Genomic DNA, 18292 nt, shown 5'->3' with positions numbered 1-18292 from the left:
GCCCGGCGCGCCACCGGGATGCGCCGCGCCGGGCAAGGTCAGGTTGGAACAGGCCCGCGAAGCCGGAATGATTGTCACAGGCCGGCATGGTTTACTGCAAGAATCGAACCACCCGGCGAGGCATCGCGGGGGTGCGCCGGGTCGAGGGGAGGCTCCCGCAAAAAAATCCAGAGACGATCGCGCCCGTGTTCAAGCGATACGGGGCCGCATTCCAGATGGGACCGATAGCGGCCCGCCAACTGAGGCGGCAAGAAGCGAGGTCACGCGGCTGAGGCGCAGCCCCAACACGCGGACCTCGCAGCCATCGATCCTATCTGATGACGGGACAATGACCATCAACGATGTCACATACTCAGCTGACACCAGCCTTACGTTACGAGATCTTAATGGTGCCGGTTCACAGAATTTGAACCTGGCCTTTTTTAGACAGCGGTCTGCGGACTTTACTTCGCGAAGAAGATTGTCTGAATTAGGACAGTAACGCCCGATGCACGGCGCCCGTCGCGCTCAGGCGCGCGGGCCTTCACCGACGTGAGACAAGTCCGAACTCAGCAGTGTCTTCCTATATTTTGCTCCGTTCGGACCTGTCTCACCCCTCGCCTGCCTCAGTCGACGATGGTACGTGGCCTTGCTGATACCCATCGGGACCCGCGGCTCGGTACGGCTTGCGGTATTCTTGGCAAGCCACTCTGAGCGCGGGATAGCGCCGGCTTCACGTCGGCGCTCCGTGCTCCTATCCTTGCTCAACTCTACCTGCCGCTTCTCCCGCCCCTTCTTGTCGACGTCGAGAGAGCCTATCGTCGTCAGCCCCAGGGCCTGCCGAACCACGAAGGGCAGAACGTAGAGCCCCAGGTCGTATGCCAGTTCGTCCGCCGTCCACTTGCGCGGGTTGAGCTCGACGCGCCTGATCAGTGCGGCAAGCTCGTCCGGACCGCACCAGGGTGCCCACTGCGCGACCCACGCCTCTATGGCGGCGACGGGACCGCTCTTCTTCCCGATGTGCCAGAGATGGCATGCCGCGATGTACAAGTGGTCGCGGCCAGCGTCATCATCCGGCAGCTCAGCACTAACCGGCATTTTACCGCCATTCGTTCCGTTTCCGTGCGGCACGGCAGGAAGTGACGGCTGGAGAAATGTGTGTGATTTCAGAGCGGTTGAGTGCTGAAAGCTCAACTATGCGGAAAGCGTCTCCAAGCTCTGGAAGCTCGGATGCACCAGCGCTTCCGGCGCGATCGCCAGCACGATCAGCGCCGCCACCGCCAGCTTCCGGAACGTGATCGCACGGCGATCGACCATGACCGCGATCAGCACCACGGCCGTCATGAAGAACGACCGCTGGGTCGCGACCTCCGAACCCGACAGCAGGAGATAGAACGCCGCGGCGACAAGCACGGCGGCGGCCGCCCATTTCTTGATCGGATGGCCCACCGTCAGCGCCGGAAACAGCGCCAGCAGCGCACGCACCACGAAGAACACGACGCCCGCGACGACGGCCATGTGATAGCCGGAGATCGACAGAACGTGGCCGAGACCGGAGATGAACATCGCATCGTTGACCGGCGTGGTGATTGCATCGCGCCGGCCGGTCAGCAGCGCGGTCGCGATCGCACGCTTGTCGCCATCGAGCGACGTGCGGATGCGTGCGTCGATGGCATCGCGCAGGTTCTGCATCACGGCCGCGTAGCGCAGCGCCGGGCCGCCGCTTGCCGGCGGCTCCTTGGTCTTGATCGCGCCCATCGCGAAGCCAGAGGCGCCGATGCCCTGGAAATAGCCGTCACGGCCGAAATCATAGGAGCCCGGGCGCTGCGGTCCGAGCGGCGGCTGCAACCGCGCTTTCAGTTCGACGAAGCTGCCGACATCGGGCGCGGTGCCCTTCTTCACCGAGAGCCTGACGCGCTCGAGCCTCAAGGCGTCGCGCGGGCTCTCCATCGAGACCACGCGCAGCACGAAGCGGTCGGTCTTCTCTCTGACGTCGCGTGTCTCGACAAATCCGGTCAGCGCCACCGAGAACATCGGCCGTGCCAGCACGCCGTGGGCGATCCGCGCGGTCTTCCAGGTCGCAGTGGCAAAGCCCGCCGCCACGGCCGCGGCCATGACGATGGCGGGAAACAGCTTCTGCCGCCGCAGCAGGAACGCCAGCGCACACAGCGCGATCGCTACGATTGCCGCAACCGATAGCACCGGCTCATGCTCGGCCGCGAAGTAGAACGCGATGCCGGTGCCGAATGCCACCGGCACCCACGGCAGCAGCCGCCCGGCCCCCGCCTCGGCGCGCACCCATTGAGAGGCGGCCAGATGCTGGCGCGCACCGGCACATAGCCTCCAACCGGCGCGGCCGCGCGCGGCGGCCACGTCCCCGCGTAGCCGCGCTTGCCGCCCGGCGTCGTACCCTGCTCCGCCATCCCGCTCGCGATCCCTGCCGGACGACAAGGCTAGCGGAAGCCGCCGTTGGCCGATTAGCGGAACGCAACCAGAACACGAGGTATCCGGCAGCACGAGCTGCGGCTGCTACGGCGTCCTGCGAAACCGGAAATCGCAGCACGAGGCCCCCTCCATCAAGGTCTGGGAACGCGACAGCTCCAGGCCGTCGTCGAACCCTGTGAGCATGGCATGGTCGCGTTTGCAGTGAACCTGGTAACCGATGTCAGCGAGGCCGAGATCCTTGTAGAACTCTGCATAACCGCAGCGCTTCACGTTGAAAGCAAACTCTTGATCCGACTGATCCAGGACCTGGACCTCCATGCCGCCGCCGGCCGCCCACAGTTCATCGACAATTCGCCTCAACGATCCGATACCCTGTCCGTAGGTGGTGGCCCATGTTGCGCCATCCTCGGTCGCCAGCCGGCGTATCGTCGCATCGACGAGCTCTCGCGCGGCATCGTCTCCGAGCTTGTCACGCAGCGTCTGGATGAAGGGGATCAGAACGCGACCCTCGATCTTGCGCCGCTGCAAATGATTGATGGCCACTTCGTGAGTGTCGGGCATGGATGCTCTCCCTGGCAGAAACCGGTCGGCTATTTCTGCGGGAGCGGAGCAGCCGGATCAAACCAATCCTCCTCGGCCATTGACTTAGAAAATCTATCCCTGAAACCTGCGGCTCGACAGAACCCGAGATGTGCCGACGATGAGCTACCGTCTCCCTCCCCTGAACGGGCTGCGCGCCTTCGAGACGTCCGCGCGGCATTTGAGCTTCAAGCGAGCGGCCGACGAACTATGCGTGACGCCCGGCGCAGTCAGCCAGCAGGTGAAGGCGCTGGAGATCGCGTTGGGGATCGCGCTGTTCCGGCGGCTGCCGCGCGGATTGCTGCTGACGGCCGCCGGCGAAGAGTACCTGCCGTCGATCAGCCGCGCCTTTCATGAGATATCGAATGCGACGCATCGCACCGCGCCCGCGCTTCGCGGCAGACGGCTTCGGCTCGGCGTTGCACCGATCATCCTGTCAAGGAAGTGCCCTGCGATCCAAGGCTTGACGCGGCAGGACCAGCGGCCATTGCGCGTCAATCTCTCCGCGACCGGCGATCTCGGCGAGTTGATCGACGGCAGGCTCGATGCCCTGCTGCGGCCCCCCACGCGATCGCATCCGGGACTGCATCTCGAGCAGGTCGAACTTCGCTCGCCGAAGGGCGCGACCGTGCCGGCTACCCTGCTCACGCTGCCGGGATTGGCCGGCTGCCTGGAGCACCGGGCGCTCGTCAAGGTCCTGCAGGAGCAGAATCTGTCCGCCGAGACGTGATGCGGGCCGCGGCTGGTCTAGAGCAAGATGAAGTCGGGTTGAATCGGCCGATCCGCAGACTTGGCTGCACCTCTCCCGCTTGCGGGCGGGGCTAGCTTGCATGATTTCGGAATAATGGAAGAATACCGTTGAGTTGCCCGACGTGTCAAGTTGCCGTGTCGAACGCCGGCTACTTGCATGGGGTTGTTCTCGATGTTTTGGCAGTGCGCCCCTGCGACGGCATGCTATCGCATCATGCTCTAAATCAGCGGCGCCAGCGACGAGACATGGTGGCAGGCGATCTTCCAGTCGCCGTCCTCGCGGGCGATCACCCAGGTGATCTTCACCGCGAGCGACGGCGCATCGCCTTCGAGGAAGAAGGACGCGATCGCCGCCATGTTGACGAGATCGGGATTGACCCGCTCGGTCCTGACCTCGCCGAACTGGACGCGCGGCGCAGCCCAGCGCGGCAAGCCATTGAAATAGGCCTTCACCCCATCGCGGCCGCGATAGAGCGTCGGGTTCGATCCGAAAAAGAACGCGCTCTTCGAATAGAGCGCGGCAAGCGCATCGGCGTCGAGCTTGCCAAACCGCGCGGACCATTTGCCGATGATGTCGGAGGCGACGTCATCGATCTCGCTTGGCATCGTTCGCCTCCATCTCGTCGACCACGGCGCTGGGCTTAGCTCTTGCCGCCGACTTCCTTGGCAAAGGTGTCGCGCAGGCCGATGGTGCGGTTGAACACGAGCTTGTCCGCCGTCGTGTCTGGGTCGCGCACGAAATAGCCCTGCCGCTCGAACTGCATCACGTCGGGCGAATTGCTCTCGGCGATCGCGGGCTCGACGCGGGCGTCGGTCAGCACTTCCAGCGACTGCGGATTGAGGTCGGCGGCGAAGTTGCCCGCGTTCGGGCTCGGATTGGCGAACAGCTGATTGTAGACGCGGATCTCCGCCGGCTTCGACTGCGCTGCTGAAAGCCAGTGCATCGTCGCCTTCACCTTGCGGCCGTCTGGCGCATTGCCGCCTTTGGTCGCAGGATCGTAGGTGCAGCGGAGCTCGACGATCTCGCCGGCGTCGTTCTTCACCACGCTTGTGCACTTGATGAAATACGCGTAGCGCAGCCGCACCTCGGTGCCGGGCGAGAGGCGGAAGAACTTCTTCGGCGGGTTCTCCATGAAGTCGTCGCGCTCGATATAGAGCTCGCGGCCGAAGGCGATCTTGCGGGTGCCGGCCTCGGGATTGTCGGGATGGTTGATCGCCTCGAGCTCCTCGACCTGCCCTTCCGGATAGTTCTCGATCACGACCTTGAGCGGCCGCAGCACGGCCATGCGGCGCAGAGACGTGCGGTTCAGCTCCTCACGGATGCAGAATTCGAGCATCCCGACATCGACCACGCTGTTGGCCTTGGCGACGCCGATCCGCTTGATGAATTCGCGCACCGCAGCCGGCGGCACGCCGCGCCGCTTCAGGCCGGCGATGGTTGGCATGCGTGGGTCGTCCCAGCCCAAGACGTGGTTGTCGCGCACGAGCTGGGTCAGCACGCGCTTGGACAGCAGCGTGTAGGTCAGGTTCAGCCGCGCCATTTCATACTGCCGCGGCTTCGACGGCACCGGCAGCTTGTCGAGCAGCCACTCATAGAGCGGCCGGTGATCCTCGAACTCCAGTGTGCAGATCGAGTGGGTGATGCCTTCAATCGCGTCCGACTGGCCGTGGGCGTAGTCGTAGCTCGGATAGATCGACCATGTGTCGCCGGTGCGGGGATGGTGGGCGTGCAGGATACGATACAGCACGGGGTCGCGCAGGTTGATGTTGCCTGACGCCATGTCGATCCTGGCGCGCAGCACGCGGGCGCCGTTCGGGAATTCGCCGGCCTTCATGCGGCGGAACAGATCGAGGTTCTCGTCCACCGAGCGATCGCGAAACGGCGAGTTCTTGCCCGGCTCGGTCAGCGTGCCGCGTGAGGTGCGGATCTCCTCCTGCGACTGGTCGTCGACATAGGCGTGGCCGTCCCTGATCAGGCCCTCGGCCCATTCGTACAGGCGCTCGAAATAGTCAGAGGCGTAATGGAGATTGGTTCCCCAGTCGTAGCCGAGCCAGTGAACGTCGGCCTGGATGGAGTCGATATATTCCTGCTCCTCCCTGGTCGGATTGGTGTCGTCGAAGCGCAGATTGCACTGGCCCCCGAACTCCTGCGCGATGCCGAAATTCAGGGCAATCGACTTGGCATGGCCGATGTGCAGGTAGCCATTCGGCTCCGGCGGGAAGCGCGTCACGACCTGGCTATGCTTATGGGAAGCGAGATCGGCCTGGACGATATCGCGAATGAAGTCGCGCCCTGCCTCTGCCGTCGCCGTGTCTGCCGCCAATGGTTCTGTCGTCATGCCGAATTCCTGTGGATTCTGCGGACCTTCTGCCAAATTCGGGCCCGCAGGCCAAGCCCCGCGCCGGTCTTCGGTCAAAGTTCGGAAATTCTGGTCCGCACCCGTTCGGCGAACGCCGTCCGGGACGCCGGTGTGGACCGATCCATATCATAATGGGCCAGATAGAACGACCGAACCTGGCGCCCGCACATCGGCTTCAGAGCCCGGAACAGGACTTTGCGGCCGGGATCCTGCATGACAAGCCGGGTCAGCCACCACGGCGATCCGTAGCTCGTCACCACACCGAACAGCCGGATGTTCGTGAGCAGAGGCTTGATGCGACCACCGCTCAAATCATGCGCAAACGCGGTTCCAGGCGCCCAGACGCGGTCAAAATAGCCCTTGAGCATGGCGGGCATCGAGAACCACCAGTGCGGAAAGCAGAAGATGATGCCGTCCGCCCGGCGCAATTGCTCAACCAGACGCGAGACGGCCGTCTCGTCATAGGGGCCCTGAAAATAGCTCCGCCGCTCCACCTCGGTCATCACCGGCGAGAACTGCTCGCGGTCGAGATCGGTCGCGATCACCTCGTGCCGGCGGCTGAGCGTCTCGACGATGGTCCGGAACAGCGCGTGATTGTAGCTGTCGACCATCGGATGGCTATGAACGACCTGGATTATCATTGGCAAAATCTCCCATGCGTATGATACACGGTCGCCCGATCACCTAACCCCGTTTCCGCAGCCTCGAATGACCGCCGCACCGATCATCACGCGTTTCGCGCCCTCACCGACGGGTTTCCTCCACATCGGAGGCGGCCGCACTGCGCTGTTCAACTGGCTCTACGCCCGGAAGCACGGCGGCAAGATGCTGCTGCGGATCGAGGATACCGACCGCGAACGCTCGACCGAGGCGGCCATCGCCGCCATCCTGGACGGATTGAGGTGGCTCGAGCTCGACTGGGACGGCGACGTCATCTACCAGTTCAGCCGCGCCGCCCGGCATCGCGAGGTCGCCGAGAGCCTGTTGGCCTCAGGGCGCGCCTATCACTGCTATGCCACCCCGGAGCAATTGACGGCGATGCGCGAAAAGGCGCGCGCCGAGGGCCGCACCCGCCTCTATGACGGCCTGTGGCGCGACCGAGATCCGGCCACGGCGCCTCCCGGCGTCAAGCCCACTATTCGCCTGAAGGCACCGCAGACCGGCGAGACCGTGATCGAGGACCAGGTCCAGGGCCGCGTGGTCTGGCAGAACGAGAACCTCGACGACCTCGTGCTGCTGCGTGGTGACGGCACCCCGACCTACATGCTCGCCGTCGTGGTCGACGACCACGATATGGCCGTCACCCATGTGATCCGCGGCGACGATCATCTGATCAATGCCGCGCGCCAGAAGCAGATCTACGATGCGCTGGAATGGGGTATCCCGAACATGTCCCACATTCCGCTGATCCACGGTCCCGACGGCTCGAAACTGTCGAAGCGCCACGGCGCGCTCGGCGTCGATGCCTATCGTGCCTTGGGCTATCTGCCCGCCGCGTTGCGCAACTACCTCGTCCGGCTCGGCTGGAGCCATGGCGACCAGGAGATTTTCTCGACCCAGGAGATGATCGACGCGTTCGACCTGTCAGGCGTCGGCCGCTCGGCGGCCCGGTTCGATTTCGCCAAGCTCGAGAACCTCAACGGCCACTATATCCGCCACAGCGACGATCAATCCCTCGTGACCCAGTTCGAGAAGGTGCTGGATTATGTTCCTGAGGGCGCCGTGCTGAAGGCCAAGCTCAACGACACCACGCGCGGGCAATTGCTGCGGGCGATGCCGAGCCTGAAGGAGCGCGCCAAGACGCTGATCGAGCTGATCTCGGGCGCCTATTTCATCTTCGCCGACCGACCGCTCGAGCTTGAGCCGAAGGCGGCCACGATGCTGACGCCGGAGACGCGCGCACTGATCGGTCAGCTGCGCACGGCGCTGGACGCCGTGAATGACTGGACGGCCGAGACCACCGAGACCGCCATGCGGAATTTCGCCGAACAGAACAATCTGAAGCTTGGCGCCGTAGCCCAGCCGCTGCGGGTCGCACTGACCGGACGGACGACGTCACCGGGAATTTTCGACGTCCTCGCCGTGCTGGGACGCCAGGAATGCCTCGACCGGCTCGCCGATCAGGCGGCGTGATGGTCTTGCATGGTCCCGTCCCAGGGGCCATCTTGCAGCGCACATTGCAATAAGCTACGCATCTTCGGACGCCTTATAGACGAGCCGTCCGGCCCCGCCACGCGCCGCCTAGCGGCTCGCGGGCAAGGCCGGTTTTCGCAACGAATTCATCGGGGATCACGCGATGGACGCAAAATCCAGCAGCAAAACAGCCACCCTTACGATCGGCAACAAGACCTATGATTTCCCGATCCTGAGCGGTACCGTCGGGCCTGACGTTATCGACATCGCCAAGCTCTACGGCCAGGCCGGGGTGTTCACCTACGACCCCGGCTTCACCTCGACCGGCAGCTGCCAGTCCAAGATCACCTACATCGACGGCGACGCCGGTATCCTCGAATACCGCGGTTATCCGATCGAGCAGCTCGCCGAACACGGCGATTTCCTCGAGACCTGCTACCTGCTGCTCTACGGGGACCTTCCGACCCCGGCGCAGAAGAAGGATTTCGACCACCGCGTGATCCATCACACGATGGTGCACGAGCAGATGGCGCGCTTCTACCAGGGCTTCCGCCGCGACGCTCATCCGATGGCGATCATGGTCGCGGCCGTCGGCGCGCTGGCTGCGTTCTACCACGACTCCACCGACATCAACGATCCGCGGCAGCGCATGATCGCCTCGATGCGGATGATCGCGAAAGTGCCGACGTTGGCGGCGATGGCCTTCAAATACACGATCGGCCAGCCCTTCGTTTACCCGAAGAACTCGCTCTCCTTCGCCGAGAACTTCCTCAACATGTGCTTCGCAGTGCCCTGCGAGGACTACAAGATCAATCCGGTGCTCGCCGACGCGCTCGACAAGATCTTCATCCTGCATGCCGACCACGAGCAGAACGCCTCAACCTCGACGGTGCGCATCGCCGGTTCGTCGGGCGCCAACCCGTTCGCCTGCATCGCCGCCGGCATCGCCTGCCTGTGGGGACCCGCGCATGGCGGCGCCAATGAAGCGGCCCTGGCGATGCTGTCCGACATCGGTACCGTCGACAAGATTCCCGACTTCATCAAGCGGGTGAAGGACAAGAACAGCGAAGTCCGCCTGATGGGCTTCGGCCACCGCGTCTACAAGAACTACGACCCGCGCGCCAAGATCATGCAGAAGATGTGTCACGCGGTGCTGGCCGAGACCGGCCACGGCGACGATCCGATGCTCAAGGTCGCGCTGGAACTCGAAAAGATCGCGCTCAGCGATCCCTACTTCATCGACCGCAAGCTCTATCCGAACGTCGACTTCTATTCGGGTATCACGCTGAAGGCGATGGGCTTCCCGACTTCGATGTTCACTGTGCTGTTCGCGGTCGCCCGCACCGTCGGCTGGATCAGCCAGTGGAGCGAGATGATCGAGGATCCGCAGCAGAAGATCGGGCGTCCGCGCCAGCTCTACACCGGCGTCGCGCGCCGTGACTATGTGACGATCGACAAGCGCACGTAAGCGCAGCCGACACGCCTCTCCGACAAAAGCCGGACGCGGAACCCGCGTCCGGCTTTTTGCTGTTCTGTGCCCGGCGCTGCGCTACTTGGTGCGCGACGGACAGATGAACGGATAGTTGGCGTTATCGATGATCGGGGCTACTCCGAAGAAGTCGTTGAGGACCGATTCCGCCGTGCAGAAGGCACCCTCGACCCAGGCCTGATCGTTGGAATAGGCCTCGCCGACGATGAAGATGTCGGCATCCGCGCCGTCGATCAGTTGCGAGGGCTTGCGGATCTTCTGCTGCACGTCGCAGACGTTGTAGTGCGAGGCATAGGCGTGGTAGCCGGCGTTGAACGGCGGTAGCGACCAGTCCATGTAACGGGTCTCGAGCGGCGGAGGCACCGCCGTGTAGTCCGACTGCGGCCCGAAATGCACGGCCGCAAGCTGGGCGCGAAGCATCTTGACCATGATCGGCGGCGCCTCCCGTGGGCCGTCGAGCGGCTGCATATCGTCCGAGATCGGGATCTTGCGCTCCCTGTCCGGCCCAAGCTTCAGATCCTGCCAGAAGCTGGTGTACATTTCGTCGTCGTAGCTTGCGAGCAGGCCGAAGACGGGCTTCTGCCCCTCCCCGCGCGCGTTGTTGCCAAAGTAGACCACCTGCCGGATCGGCGTGTCGGTGACGCTTGGGCCGATCGAGTTGCGCTTGGCGGCAGCGAGCAACTGCTCCTCCTGCTTCACGGTCAAACGCTCCTGGATGGCGTGCTCGACCGCATGAATAAAATCGCTCGCCGACGCATAGGGCGTTTCGACAATCGCAGTGCTGTTCTTCATCGCCGCAATGTAGGCGGCCCGGAAACCTGCCTTCGCGAGCGCGTCCAGCACCCGCAGCGTCACTTCTAGCTCAGGATCGGCGCCGGATATTGCAGGGCCGAGTTCGTGGTGTCCGCCCACCATTCCTGATCGAAGAACATGCCGACCTTGTAGGACGGCTGCATAATGGCGGACTCCAGATAGAGTTGAACCTTTTCGTGATTCAGCACATCGAGACCCTGGTGATCCTCATAGCGCGTCGCCTGAGCAACGAGGTCGATCGCGTAGCGCGGCATCGCGAGCCAGGCCGCATTCGTCGTCCGCGTTGCCGCCTTCTTGTTCGGGTTCTTTCGCGTTGTGACCGCATAACTGATGCCGTCACCGACCTTGAGGATCGAATGCAACCTTGTGTCGGGGTGATAGTCGAAGATCACGCCCTTCGCTTTCGCGAGCCTTACGATCGCGTCGAACAGCGCATTGAAAATGCTGGAATAGCCCGTCGTCAGTGTCTTGTACTCGGTGCCCGGCGTGAATTCGGTGTTGGCCTGCAGCGCGACCGCCGAATTCCAGTTGATGACGTTCGAGGTATAGCCATTGCCGTCGGCGACATAGCCGAACCCTTCGGAGCCCAATTGGTCGAACATCAGGTTCCAGTAGCCGATGTCCTTGAAAAGCTGCCCCTTCTGGTAGACCGACGACTGCGGCACATCGACCGCAATGCTGCCATCCTGATAGAACTCGCACCACGCAGCGCGGGTCTGCGGCAGGTTCTTGGCGGTGCCCGCAAGCAGCTCAACCGTGGTGAAGCCGGTGTCGGGCGAATCGTCGGCGCCGTAATGGTCGACGTGGTAGGGCGCGGGATTGGCCGAGGTAATGCCGGCCAGATACATTTTCTTGGTGCGTAGGTAGTAGAGCGGATTTGACGATGTGTTGAACGGCACCGCGTACTGGTCGAGACCGAGTTGCTTGATGACAGTGGTGACGACCCGATGCCCGCCCGCGGTCCCGCTGTTGTCGCCGCTCCAGTCGGAATAGCGCATACCGCCCATTTCGAGATAGGAGCTGCTCTTGTCGTCCTTGTAGTGCCAGGTGCAGACGCGCGCGCCGGCGGCGCGACTGCCCGGATATTCCTTGGAGAAATCGTACTTGCCCCAATCGTAGAGCTCGAACGTGTCACCCTGGGAGAGTTGCTTCGCCTTGCCGCCCTCGCCGACCGTCTTGCCGTCGAGCAGGCGCGATGCGATGTAGAGCCCGGAGGCGCCGGCGCCGAAGATCGAATAGGTTTTCGCCATGATCGCTACTCCACGCCCAGCCGCAGCATTTGCCGGGGCAGGTCCTTTTCGGGAATTACGACCTCGACCAGCGAGGGCTGATCCGTCGGCTTCTTGAGTTCGTGCAGAACCGCGTTCAACTCGCTGACGGTCGTCACGCGGTAACCCTTGGCGCCAAAGGCCTTGGCCAGCGCCAGGTAATCCCATTTCGGCAGGATATCGAACGCATCGAATCTGTGCTCGGGGCCGGGTTCAAACGCGGTGATGTCGACATAGACCTGCTCGATCGCGTAGACCGCGTTGCTCATCACGAAGATGACTGCGTTGAGCTTGTTGCGCGCCAGCGTCGAGAGCGACTGGCAGACCATCATGAAGCCGCCATCGCCGGCGACCGTCCAGGCACGCTTGCCGCTACCGAATTGCGCGCCCGACGCGGCGCCGGTCTCGAAACCGATGCACTGCCGCGCCGCCGATCCAATGAAGCTGCCCTTGGCAAGGCCGTAGGCGTTGGTCGCCACATACAGCGCCGAGCTGACGCCATAGGTCATCACGATCTGATCCAGCATGTCGTTGTCATGCAGGAACTTCATCGAATGCTGGAAGAAGCGGTTGTAGGTGATGGTCTCGGGCTTGTCGTTCCATTGCGGATCGGAGTTGGACACCCACGGCTCCGGATAGGCGGGCTGGGGCGGCGCGACGGTCGACAGCGGATAGCCCTTGGTGGTCTTGAAGCGCGCGAGCAACGCTTCCATGAAGTCCTTCATGGTCACGCCGTCGAAGATGAAATAGCTGGCCCTGATCTGCTCTGACGTGGCAAGCACCATGTCGGCATATTTGTTCTCGATGAACCACAGATAGTCGTCGGTGATGATCGTGCCCAAGGTCGGGAAACAATCGGCCTGCGCGACGAGATCGCAGACGCTCTGGATCGATGCGGCATCGGAATAGGTGCCGACGAACTTGGGCCCCTTTTCATCCAGTACGGTCTTGCCGAGCGTCGTGGTGGTGTAGAGGAAGCCGCTGGCATCGATGATCTGCTGCAGCAGGTCCGACAGCCGTGCCGCAGCACCTCGACGCCGGCGAAGATCATCGGATGCTTCGCCGCCGTGATCTGGGCCCAGGCTGCGGTGACCGCATTCTCGAGCGCCAGCGGTTCGCGCTTGAACACGAGCGGCCGCAAGGCCTCGTTCGGTGGCCGCGGACAGGGCTCGCCCCATACTTCCTTGTAGCATTCGATGTAGACGGGCCGCTTGTAGGTGATGGCTGATATCAGGAGATTGTCGATCTTCTCGGCCGCACCGACCGAGGTACTGAGCGTCTCGGCTGCCACAGTGACCTGCCGGTAGACCTCCTGGTCGGCCCGCAGATTGCCGGTCGAGTGGTGATAGAGCACGTCGTACATCTTGGTGATCTGCCGGGCATCTGCGCCTGGCGTGGCGCTGATCACCACCACCGGGCTGAACTCGACATAGGCCCCCGCGATCGCGTTGAGCGCGCTGAAGGTCGAAACCCCGTATTGCAGCGAGGCGGCCCCTAACCCCCGCGTCCGGCCGTAAGCGTCGGCAGCGTAGGCCGCGTCGAGCTCGTTGATAGTGCCGATAGCATTGACGCCGGGGAAATGCTCCAGCGCCTGGGTGAAATGCTTGACGTAGTCGCCCGGGATCTGAAAGACCTCCGTGACATCAAGCTGTTTCAGTCTGGTGAGAAGATAGTCGGCGACCGTAAATGGCTGATTGGTCATTGGGCTCCCGCGTTTCCCGCTTCGGCCGCCCCCCTAAAACAATCATATTTTTAGCAGCAATCTTAGATTGCGTACACCCTCACGTTGAATTCGTCAACCGATCGTGATGCACGCAGATCGGGCTTTCAACCGGTGCAAATCTCGCTAAAAGTCTCGCTACAAATATCGCTATTGGTGCGGCCAGCGCCGAAATCGCTGCGGCCGGATGCCGCTCGCATCCCGCACTGCCTAGCCGGACCGCCGGCCCATCGTCGCGAGCACGATATCTGCGGCCCGAACGCTCGGCGGCTGGTCGCCGGTGGACATTTTCGCATCCAGCGTCGCGAACGCGACGAGCTGCCGCAGCCGCCCGGGCGAATCCGCGAGCACTTCGCCAAGCGCTTGCGCAAGATTCGCCGGCGTACAGTCTTCCTGGAGGAACTCCGGGATGATCTCGTCCCCGATCACGAGATTGGCGAGGATCACCGACGACACGCGAATTGCACGCCGCAAAATGAAGGCCTCGGCGGCGCCGACCCGATAGGCCGTCACCATGGGAATGCCTGACAGCGCGAGCTCCAGCGTCACCGTGCCCGACTTCGCCAACGCGGCGCGCGCACGGCGGAATGCCGCACGCTTCTCGGTCTCGCCGACCGCGATCGTCGGCACGACCGGCCATGCCGCCACGCCCTCACGCACCATCGTCTCGAGATGCGGCATGGTCGGAAGCACGAGCTCGAACCCCGTCCGTTTGCCGAGTTCGCCGAGGGCCGCGCCGAACAGCGCCAGGTGATGCCTGATTTCGCTGCGCCGGCTTCCGGGCAGAACCAGCAGGACCGGCGGCGCGGCATCGCGCCGCGCCCGCTCCTGTTCGTTCGGCCGGAGTGAAGCGAGCTGCTCGACCAGGGGATGGCCGACATAGCTGCATGGCGGCCCATTCAGCTTGCGATATTCCTCCGGCTCGAACGGCAGCAGCGCCAGCACGTGATCGACATAGCTGCTCATCGCCTGCGCCCTGCCCGGCCGCCACGCCCAAACCGAGGGCGACACATAGTTGACGATCGGAATCTCAGGCTTGCGCGCACGGACGCGGCGGGCGACGCGGTGGGTGAAATCGGGGCTGTCGATGATGACGAGCATGTCAGGCAATTCATCGAGCACCGCATCAGTGGTGCGGCGGATCAATTGCAGGATCTTCGGCAATTGCTTCACGACGGCCGCAAACCCCATGATCGACAGGTCTTCGATCGGAAACAGCGGGTCGATCCCCTCGCGGGTCATTGCGCGGCCGCCGACGCCGGAAAACCGCACGGCGTCGCCGAGCCGTTGCCGCAGCACCTTCATCAGCGCGGCACCAAGCCGGTCACCGGATTCCTCGGTCGCAATGAGGAAGATCTTTCGGCCAATGGCGGGGTTGCGGACCTGCATCAGCCGGCCAAACCAATGACAAAGAGCCGTTTGGCGTCGGCAGCCTCGATCAACGCCTGCGGCTCGGCGGCAAGGGTGTTGCCCGCGATCACCGCAATCCCGGCGATATCAGCCGCCGCCGTCCCCTCAACCGTCCGTACACCGATGGTCGGCAAATCGAAGCGCAGATCCTGGCCGCTCTTGGGTGCCTTCACCAGCACGCCGCGGCCGGCCTTGGCGCGGATGCGGCCCTCGGCGCGCAGGCGCGCCACGCGCGCCAGCAGCCCATCGGTGCCTTCGATGTCCTCGACCGCAACGACATGCCCGTCGATCACGATTGCGGCCTGGCCGATATCGAACGGACCAAGTGCCTCAAGCACGCCGCGTCCGCGCGCGATGTCGGCGAGCGCACTGCCGTCGGGAACCGCGCGCGTGATGGCCCCTTCCGGCATCAGGAGATCGGGCGCGACGTCCTTGATTCCGACCATGCGGAATCCCTGCTGCTCGAGAATGCGGCCGACACTCGACAGCAGGTGATCGTCACCGCCGCGAAACGCCCGCGCGACATGGCCGAGCAGGCGCAGCGTGCCCCAGTCGAGCCGGATCTCCGACAGCGCCGGACGGACCAGTGTGCCGATGAAGATCAGGTCGCGACAGCCCTCGTCGCGGAACAGCCTTGTCGCCCGCCCGACCTGACCGACCGAGATCCAGCGGTGACGAAACCGCTGCGCCCGCGCGGGATCGCAGGCGCCGCGCAGCGCGAACAGCACCGGCGTGATGCCGCGCGCGACCAGCGAGTCCGCCACGGCAAACGGCATGGCACCGCCGCCGGCGATCACGCCGACGGGCGAGGAGATCGAGGGAGCCGCTGACGTCATGTTGGCGGCCATCGCATGGTCAGTGCTCGTTGCCGGCGGCGGGAAGGCAGAGCGCACGGTGCTTGCCGCCGTCAATGAAAGCGAGGATTTCGGCGATCGCGGGATCCTCGCCGGCGAGCGGTTGCACGGCCGCCAGCCGCTCGGCAAAAATGCCCGGGCCGTGGAACAGCTTCTGATAGAACGCGCGCACGGTGGCGAGCCGATCTCTGGTGAACTGGCGGCGCTTCATGCCGATGATGTTCAGGCCTTCGAGCGCGGCATACTGGCCGTTGGCCAGCCCGAACGGGATCACGTCGCTGCGTACGCCACAGACGCCGCCGATCATCACCTGCGGGCCGATGCGTGTGAACTGATGCACCGCGGACAGGCCGCCGATATAGACGAAGTCGCCGATCTCGCAATGCCCTCCGAGCGTTGCCGAGGTCGCGAAGATCGCGTTGTTGCCGACGGTGCAGTCATGACCGACGTGGCTGTTGTTCATGAAGAAACCGCGATCGCCGACGCGCGTGAGCCCGCCACCCTTGACGGTGCCGATGTTCATCGTGACGCCTTCACGGATCGTGCAGGCCTCGCCGACTTCGAGGCGGGTCGGCTCGCCGCGGTAGCTTAGGTCCTGCGGCGGGCCGCCGAGCGCGGCGAATGGCGAGATGACGCAGCCGGCGCCGATCCTGGTATGCCCGCTGACCGTGACATGCGCGATCAGCTTGCAGTTTTCGCCGATCACGGCGTCGGGGCCGATGATGCAGTACGGACCGATCTCGGTGCCGGCGCCGATCACCGCGCCATCCGCAATCCGCGCAGTGGGATCGATCATGCTCATGGAACTGGAATCCGGATTCGTTAACGGCGCCTCGGCGCAAAAATGTCGGGTTTTCCGGTCGTTAGCGCGACTTTGCCCAACCTGTCCAGTGACGTATCATGACGTCGTGTTGCAACGACCAGATCGCGTCGATTGCCGAACGCAGCGATTTTTCGTCGCCTCAGTCCGTCAGCATGGCGCCGACATCGGCCTCGGCAACAACCTGCCCGTTGACCTTGGCATCGCCGTGAAACCACCACATCGCCTTGCGCCGTCCGATCGAACGCATGTGGTACTCGATGGTGTCGCCGGGCTGCACCGGCTTCCTGAACTTGCACTTGTCGATGGTGAGGAAATAGACCGCGCGCGGCTTCTCGGTGCCTTCGACCGACTTGATGCCGATCACGCCCGCAGTCTGGGCCATCGCCTCGATCATCATCACGCCGGGATAGACCGGCCGGTCGGGAAAATGTCCCTGGAACGGCGGCTCGTTGAAGGTGACGTTCTTGATGCCGATGCCGCTGTAATCGGCCCGGATCCTGACGACCCGGTCGATCAGCAACATCGGAAAACGGTGCGGCAGCGTCTTCAGGATATCGTTGATATCCACGAGATCGAACTTGACCGGTGACTCCTCCATCACTCCTTCCCCTCACCCTTCGCATCAGCGGCGTTGTCGCGCACCAGCCGCTCCACCGCGATAATCTCCCTGAACCACTGCTTGGTCGGCTTGGCGAAGTGCCCGCCCCAGCGGCCGTTCGGCGGGATGTCGTCCTTGACCGCACTCATGGCCGTGACCTGGGCGCCGTCGCCGATGGTGAGGTGATTGTTGATCCCCACCTTGGCGCCGAGCGCGACATTGTCGCCGATCGTCAGGCTGCCCGCGAGCCCGATCTGGGCCGCGAGCAGGCAGTGCCTGCCGATCGTCACATTGTGGCCGATCTGGACCTGGTTGTCGATTTTGGTGCCCTCACCGATCACGGTGTCGCGCAGGGAGCCGCGATCGATGGTGGAGGCAGCGCCGACCTCGACATTGTTCTGGATCAGCACGCGGCCGGTCTGGGGAACCTTGATATGGCCCTCAGAGCTGAAAAAGATAAAGCCGTAGCCATCCTGGCCGATATTGCACCCGGTATGGATCAGCACGTTGTTGCCGATCAGGGCGAACTGGATCGTGGTCTTGGCGCCGACATTGCAGTCCCGGCCGATCTTCACGTCCGCCCCGATCACTGCGCCGGCGCCGATAATTGTCCCGGCACCGATCTCGACCCGCGGACCGATGACGACAAGTGGATCGACGATGACGCCGTCCTCGAGATGGGCGGTGGGATCGATGATCGCCGACGGCGCAATGCCTTCGGTACCGAACCAGGATTGTGGCCGCAGCGCATCGGCGTGCCATTCGCGCGCGATCTGGACGAAGGCGTGGAACGGCCTGGCCGCCCGCAACACCGCAACCCCCTTTGGCACCTGGGCCTCAAAGCGCTGGCTGACCAGACACGCGCCGGCCTTGGTCGCGGCGAGCTGATCGGCGTATTTGAGGTTGTCGAAAAAGACAAGATGCATCGGACCGGCCTCGTCAAGCGAAGCCAGCCCCTTGATCTGCTGCGCGCCCCTCGCGGGGTCGACCAAATGCGCCTTCGTCAGCGCGGCGATCTCAGCCAGCGTTGACGAAGGAGGAGTCTTGAAGAAGATCGGCTGCGCCATTCCA

At 63.7% G+C, this 18292-nt stretch carries 17 protein-coding genes and 1 pseudogene; 3 read left to right on the top strand and 15 right to left on the bottom strand.

Features of this window, described 5'->3' with window-relative positions; all coding sequences use genetic code 11:
* Window positions 1-507: 507 nt before the first annotated feature.
* From UP10_RS17790 to UP10_RS17780, 3 genes and pseudogenes are all read right to left on the bottom strand, one after another.
* On the bottom strand, window positions 508-1077 hold the full coding sequence (locus tag UP10_RS17790; protein ID WP_044588608.1) for a hypothetical protein: 570 nt from the start codon (window positions 1075-1077) through the stop codon (window positions 508-510).
* A gap of 120 nt (window positions 1078-1197) precedes the next feature.
* Window positions 1198-2402: pseudogene (locus UP10_RS17785) on the bottom strand (ComEC/Rec2 family competence protein); the annotation flags it as partial.
* Window positions 2403-2508: 106 nt separating this feature from the next.
* A complete protein-coding gene (locus UP10_RS17780) occupies window positions 2509-2985 on the bottom strand; it encodes an L-2-amino-thiazoline-4-carboxylic acid hydrolase (protein WP_044588607.1) in 477 nt (158 codons plus the stop codon).
* Between the two features lie 139 nt (window positions 2986-3124).
* On the opposite strand from UP10_RS17780, the gene UP10_RS46360 reads away from it, so the two are divergent.
* Window positions 3125-3733, top strand: coding sequence for a LysR family transcriptional regulator (locus UP10_RS46360; RefSeq protein ID WP_044588757.1), 609 nt, complete (start codon window positions 3125-3127; stop codon window positions 3731-3733).
* A gap of 239 nt (window positions 3734-3972) precedes the next feature.
* Here UP10_RS46360 and UP10_RS17770 read toward each other — a convergent pair whose 3' ends face one another.
* The 3 genes from UP10_RS17770 to UP10_RS17760 all read right to left on the bottom strand — a co-directional run bounded on the left by UP10_RS17770 (window position 3973) and on the right by UP10_RS17760 (window position 6754).
* Window positions 3973-4359, bottom strand: coding sequence for a YybH family protein (locus UP10_RS17770; protein WP_044588606.1), 387 nt, complete (start codon window positions 4357-4359; stop codon window positions 3973-3975).
* 35 nt (window positions 4360-4394) lie between these two features.
* Entirely contained in the window at window positions 4395-6092 is a 1698-nt protein-coding gene (locus UP10_RS17765) for a glutamine--tRNA ligase/YqeY domain fusion protein (RefSeq protein WP_044588756.1), read from the bottom strand.
* Window positions 6093-6166: 74 nt separating this feature from the next.
* The gene (locus UP10_RS17760) at window positions 6167-6754 is read right to left on the bottom strand and encodes an NAD(P)H-dependent oxidoreductase (RefSeq protein ID WP_044588605.1); all 588 of its coding nucleotides are present in this window, start codon (window positions 6752-6754) and stop codon (window positions 6167-6169) included.
* A 67-nt stretch (window positions 6755-6821) separates the two neighbouring features.
* Here UP10_RS17760 and gltX point away from each other — a divergent pair, with 67 nt between their 5' ends.
* The gene (gene gltX, locus UP10_RS17755) at window positions 6822-8246 is read left to right on the top strand and encodes a glutamate--tRNA ligase (RefSeq protein WP_044588604.1); all 1425 of its coding nucleotides are present in this window, start codon (window positions 6822-6824) and stop codon (window positions 8244-8246) included.
* Between the two features lie 163 nt (window positions 8247-8409).
* On the top strand, window positions 8410-9714 hold the full coding sequence (gltA, locus tag UP10_RS17750; protein WP_044588603.1) for a citrate synthase: 1305 nt from the start codon (window positions 8410-8412) through the stop codon (window positions 9712-9714).
* An 81-nt stretch (window positions 9715-9795) separates the two neighbouring features.
* Here gltA and UP10_RS45310 read toward each other — a convergent pair whose 3' ends face one another.
* The 9 genes from UP10_RS45310 to lpxD all read right to left on the bottom strand — a co-directional run bounded on the left by UP10_RS45310 (window position 9796) and on the right by lpxD (window position 18288).
* Window positions 9796-10590: a flavin monoamine oxidase family protein gene (locus UP10_RS45310; protein WP_197086847.1), complete on the bottom strand. Its 795-nt coding sequence runs from the start codon at window positions 10588-10590 to the stop codon at window positions 9796-9798.
* Between the two features lie 2 nt (window positions 10591-10592).
* Window positions 10593-11798, bottom strand: coding sequence for a hypothetical protein (locus UP10_RS45305; RefSeq protein ID WP_197086846.1), 1206 nt, complete (start codon window positions 11796-11798; stop codon window positions 10593-10595).
* A gap of 5 nt (window positions 11799-11803) precedes the next feature.
* Entirely contained in the window at window positions 11804-12658 is an 855-nt protein-coding gene (locus UP10_RS45300) for a thiamine pyrophosphate-dependent enzyme (RefSeq protein ID WP_197086845.1), read from the bottom strand.
* Window positions 12544-13518, bottom strand: a complete 975-nt coding sequence (locus tag UP10_RS45295) for a thiamine pyrophosphate-binding protein (RefSeq protein ID WP_197086844.1) — start codon at window positions 13516-13518, stop codon at window positions 12544-12546. Before UP10_RS45295 ends, UP10_RS45300 begins: the two co-directional genes overlap by 115 nt.
* Window positions 13519-13746: 228 nt before the next feature.
* The gene (lpxB, locus tag UP10_RS17735) at window positions 13747-14925 is read right to left on the bottom strand and encodes a lipid-A-disaccharide synthase (protein ID WP_044588602.1); all 1179 of its coding nucleotides are present in this window, start codon (window positions 14923-14925) and stop codon (window positions 13747-13749) included.
* Window positions 14925-15782, bottom strand: a complete 858-nt coding sequence (locus UP10_RS17730) for an LpxI family protein (RefSeq protein ID WP_044588755.1) — start codon at window positions 15780-15782, stop codon at window positions 14925-14927. The genes lpxB and UP10_RS17730 overlap by 1 nt, the downstream gene beginning before the upstream one ends.
* 19 nt (window positions 15783-15801) lie before the next feature.
* On the bottom strand, window positions 15802-16602 hold the full coding sequence (lpxA, locus tag UP10_RS17725; RefSeq protein WP_044588601.1) for an acyl-ACP--UDP-N-acetylglucosamine O-acyltransferase: 801 nt from the start codon (window positions 16600-16602) through the stop codon (window positions 15802-15804).
* 160 nt (window positions 16603-16762) lie between these two features.
* A complete protein-coding gene (gene fabZ / locus UP10_RS17720; protein ID WP_044588600.1) occupies window positions 16763-17221 on the bottom strand; it encodes a 3-hydroxyacyl-ACP dehydratase FabZ in 459 nt (152 codons plus the stop codon).
* Complete coding sequence (lpxD, locus tag UP10_RS17715; RefSeq protein ID WP_044588599.1) at window positions 17221-18288, bottom strand: UDP-3-O-(3-hydroxymyristoyl)glucosamine N-acyltransferase; 1068 nt, start codon at window positions 18286-18288, stop codon at window positions 17221-17223. The genes fabZ and lpxD overlap by 1 nt, the downstream gene beginning before the upstream one ends.
* Window positions 18289-18292 lie beyond the last annotated feature (4 nt).

This window comes from Bradyrhizobium sp. LTSPM299, from assembly GCF_000938235.1.
Classification (GTDB): Bacteria; Pseudomonadota; Alphaproteobacteria; order Rhizobiales; family Xanthobacteraceae; genus Bradyrhizobium.
This window is presented reverse-complemented; position numbering and strand designations above follow the sequence as displayed.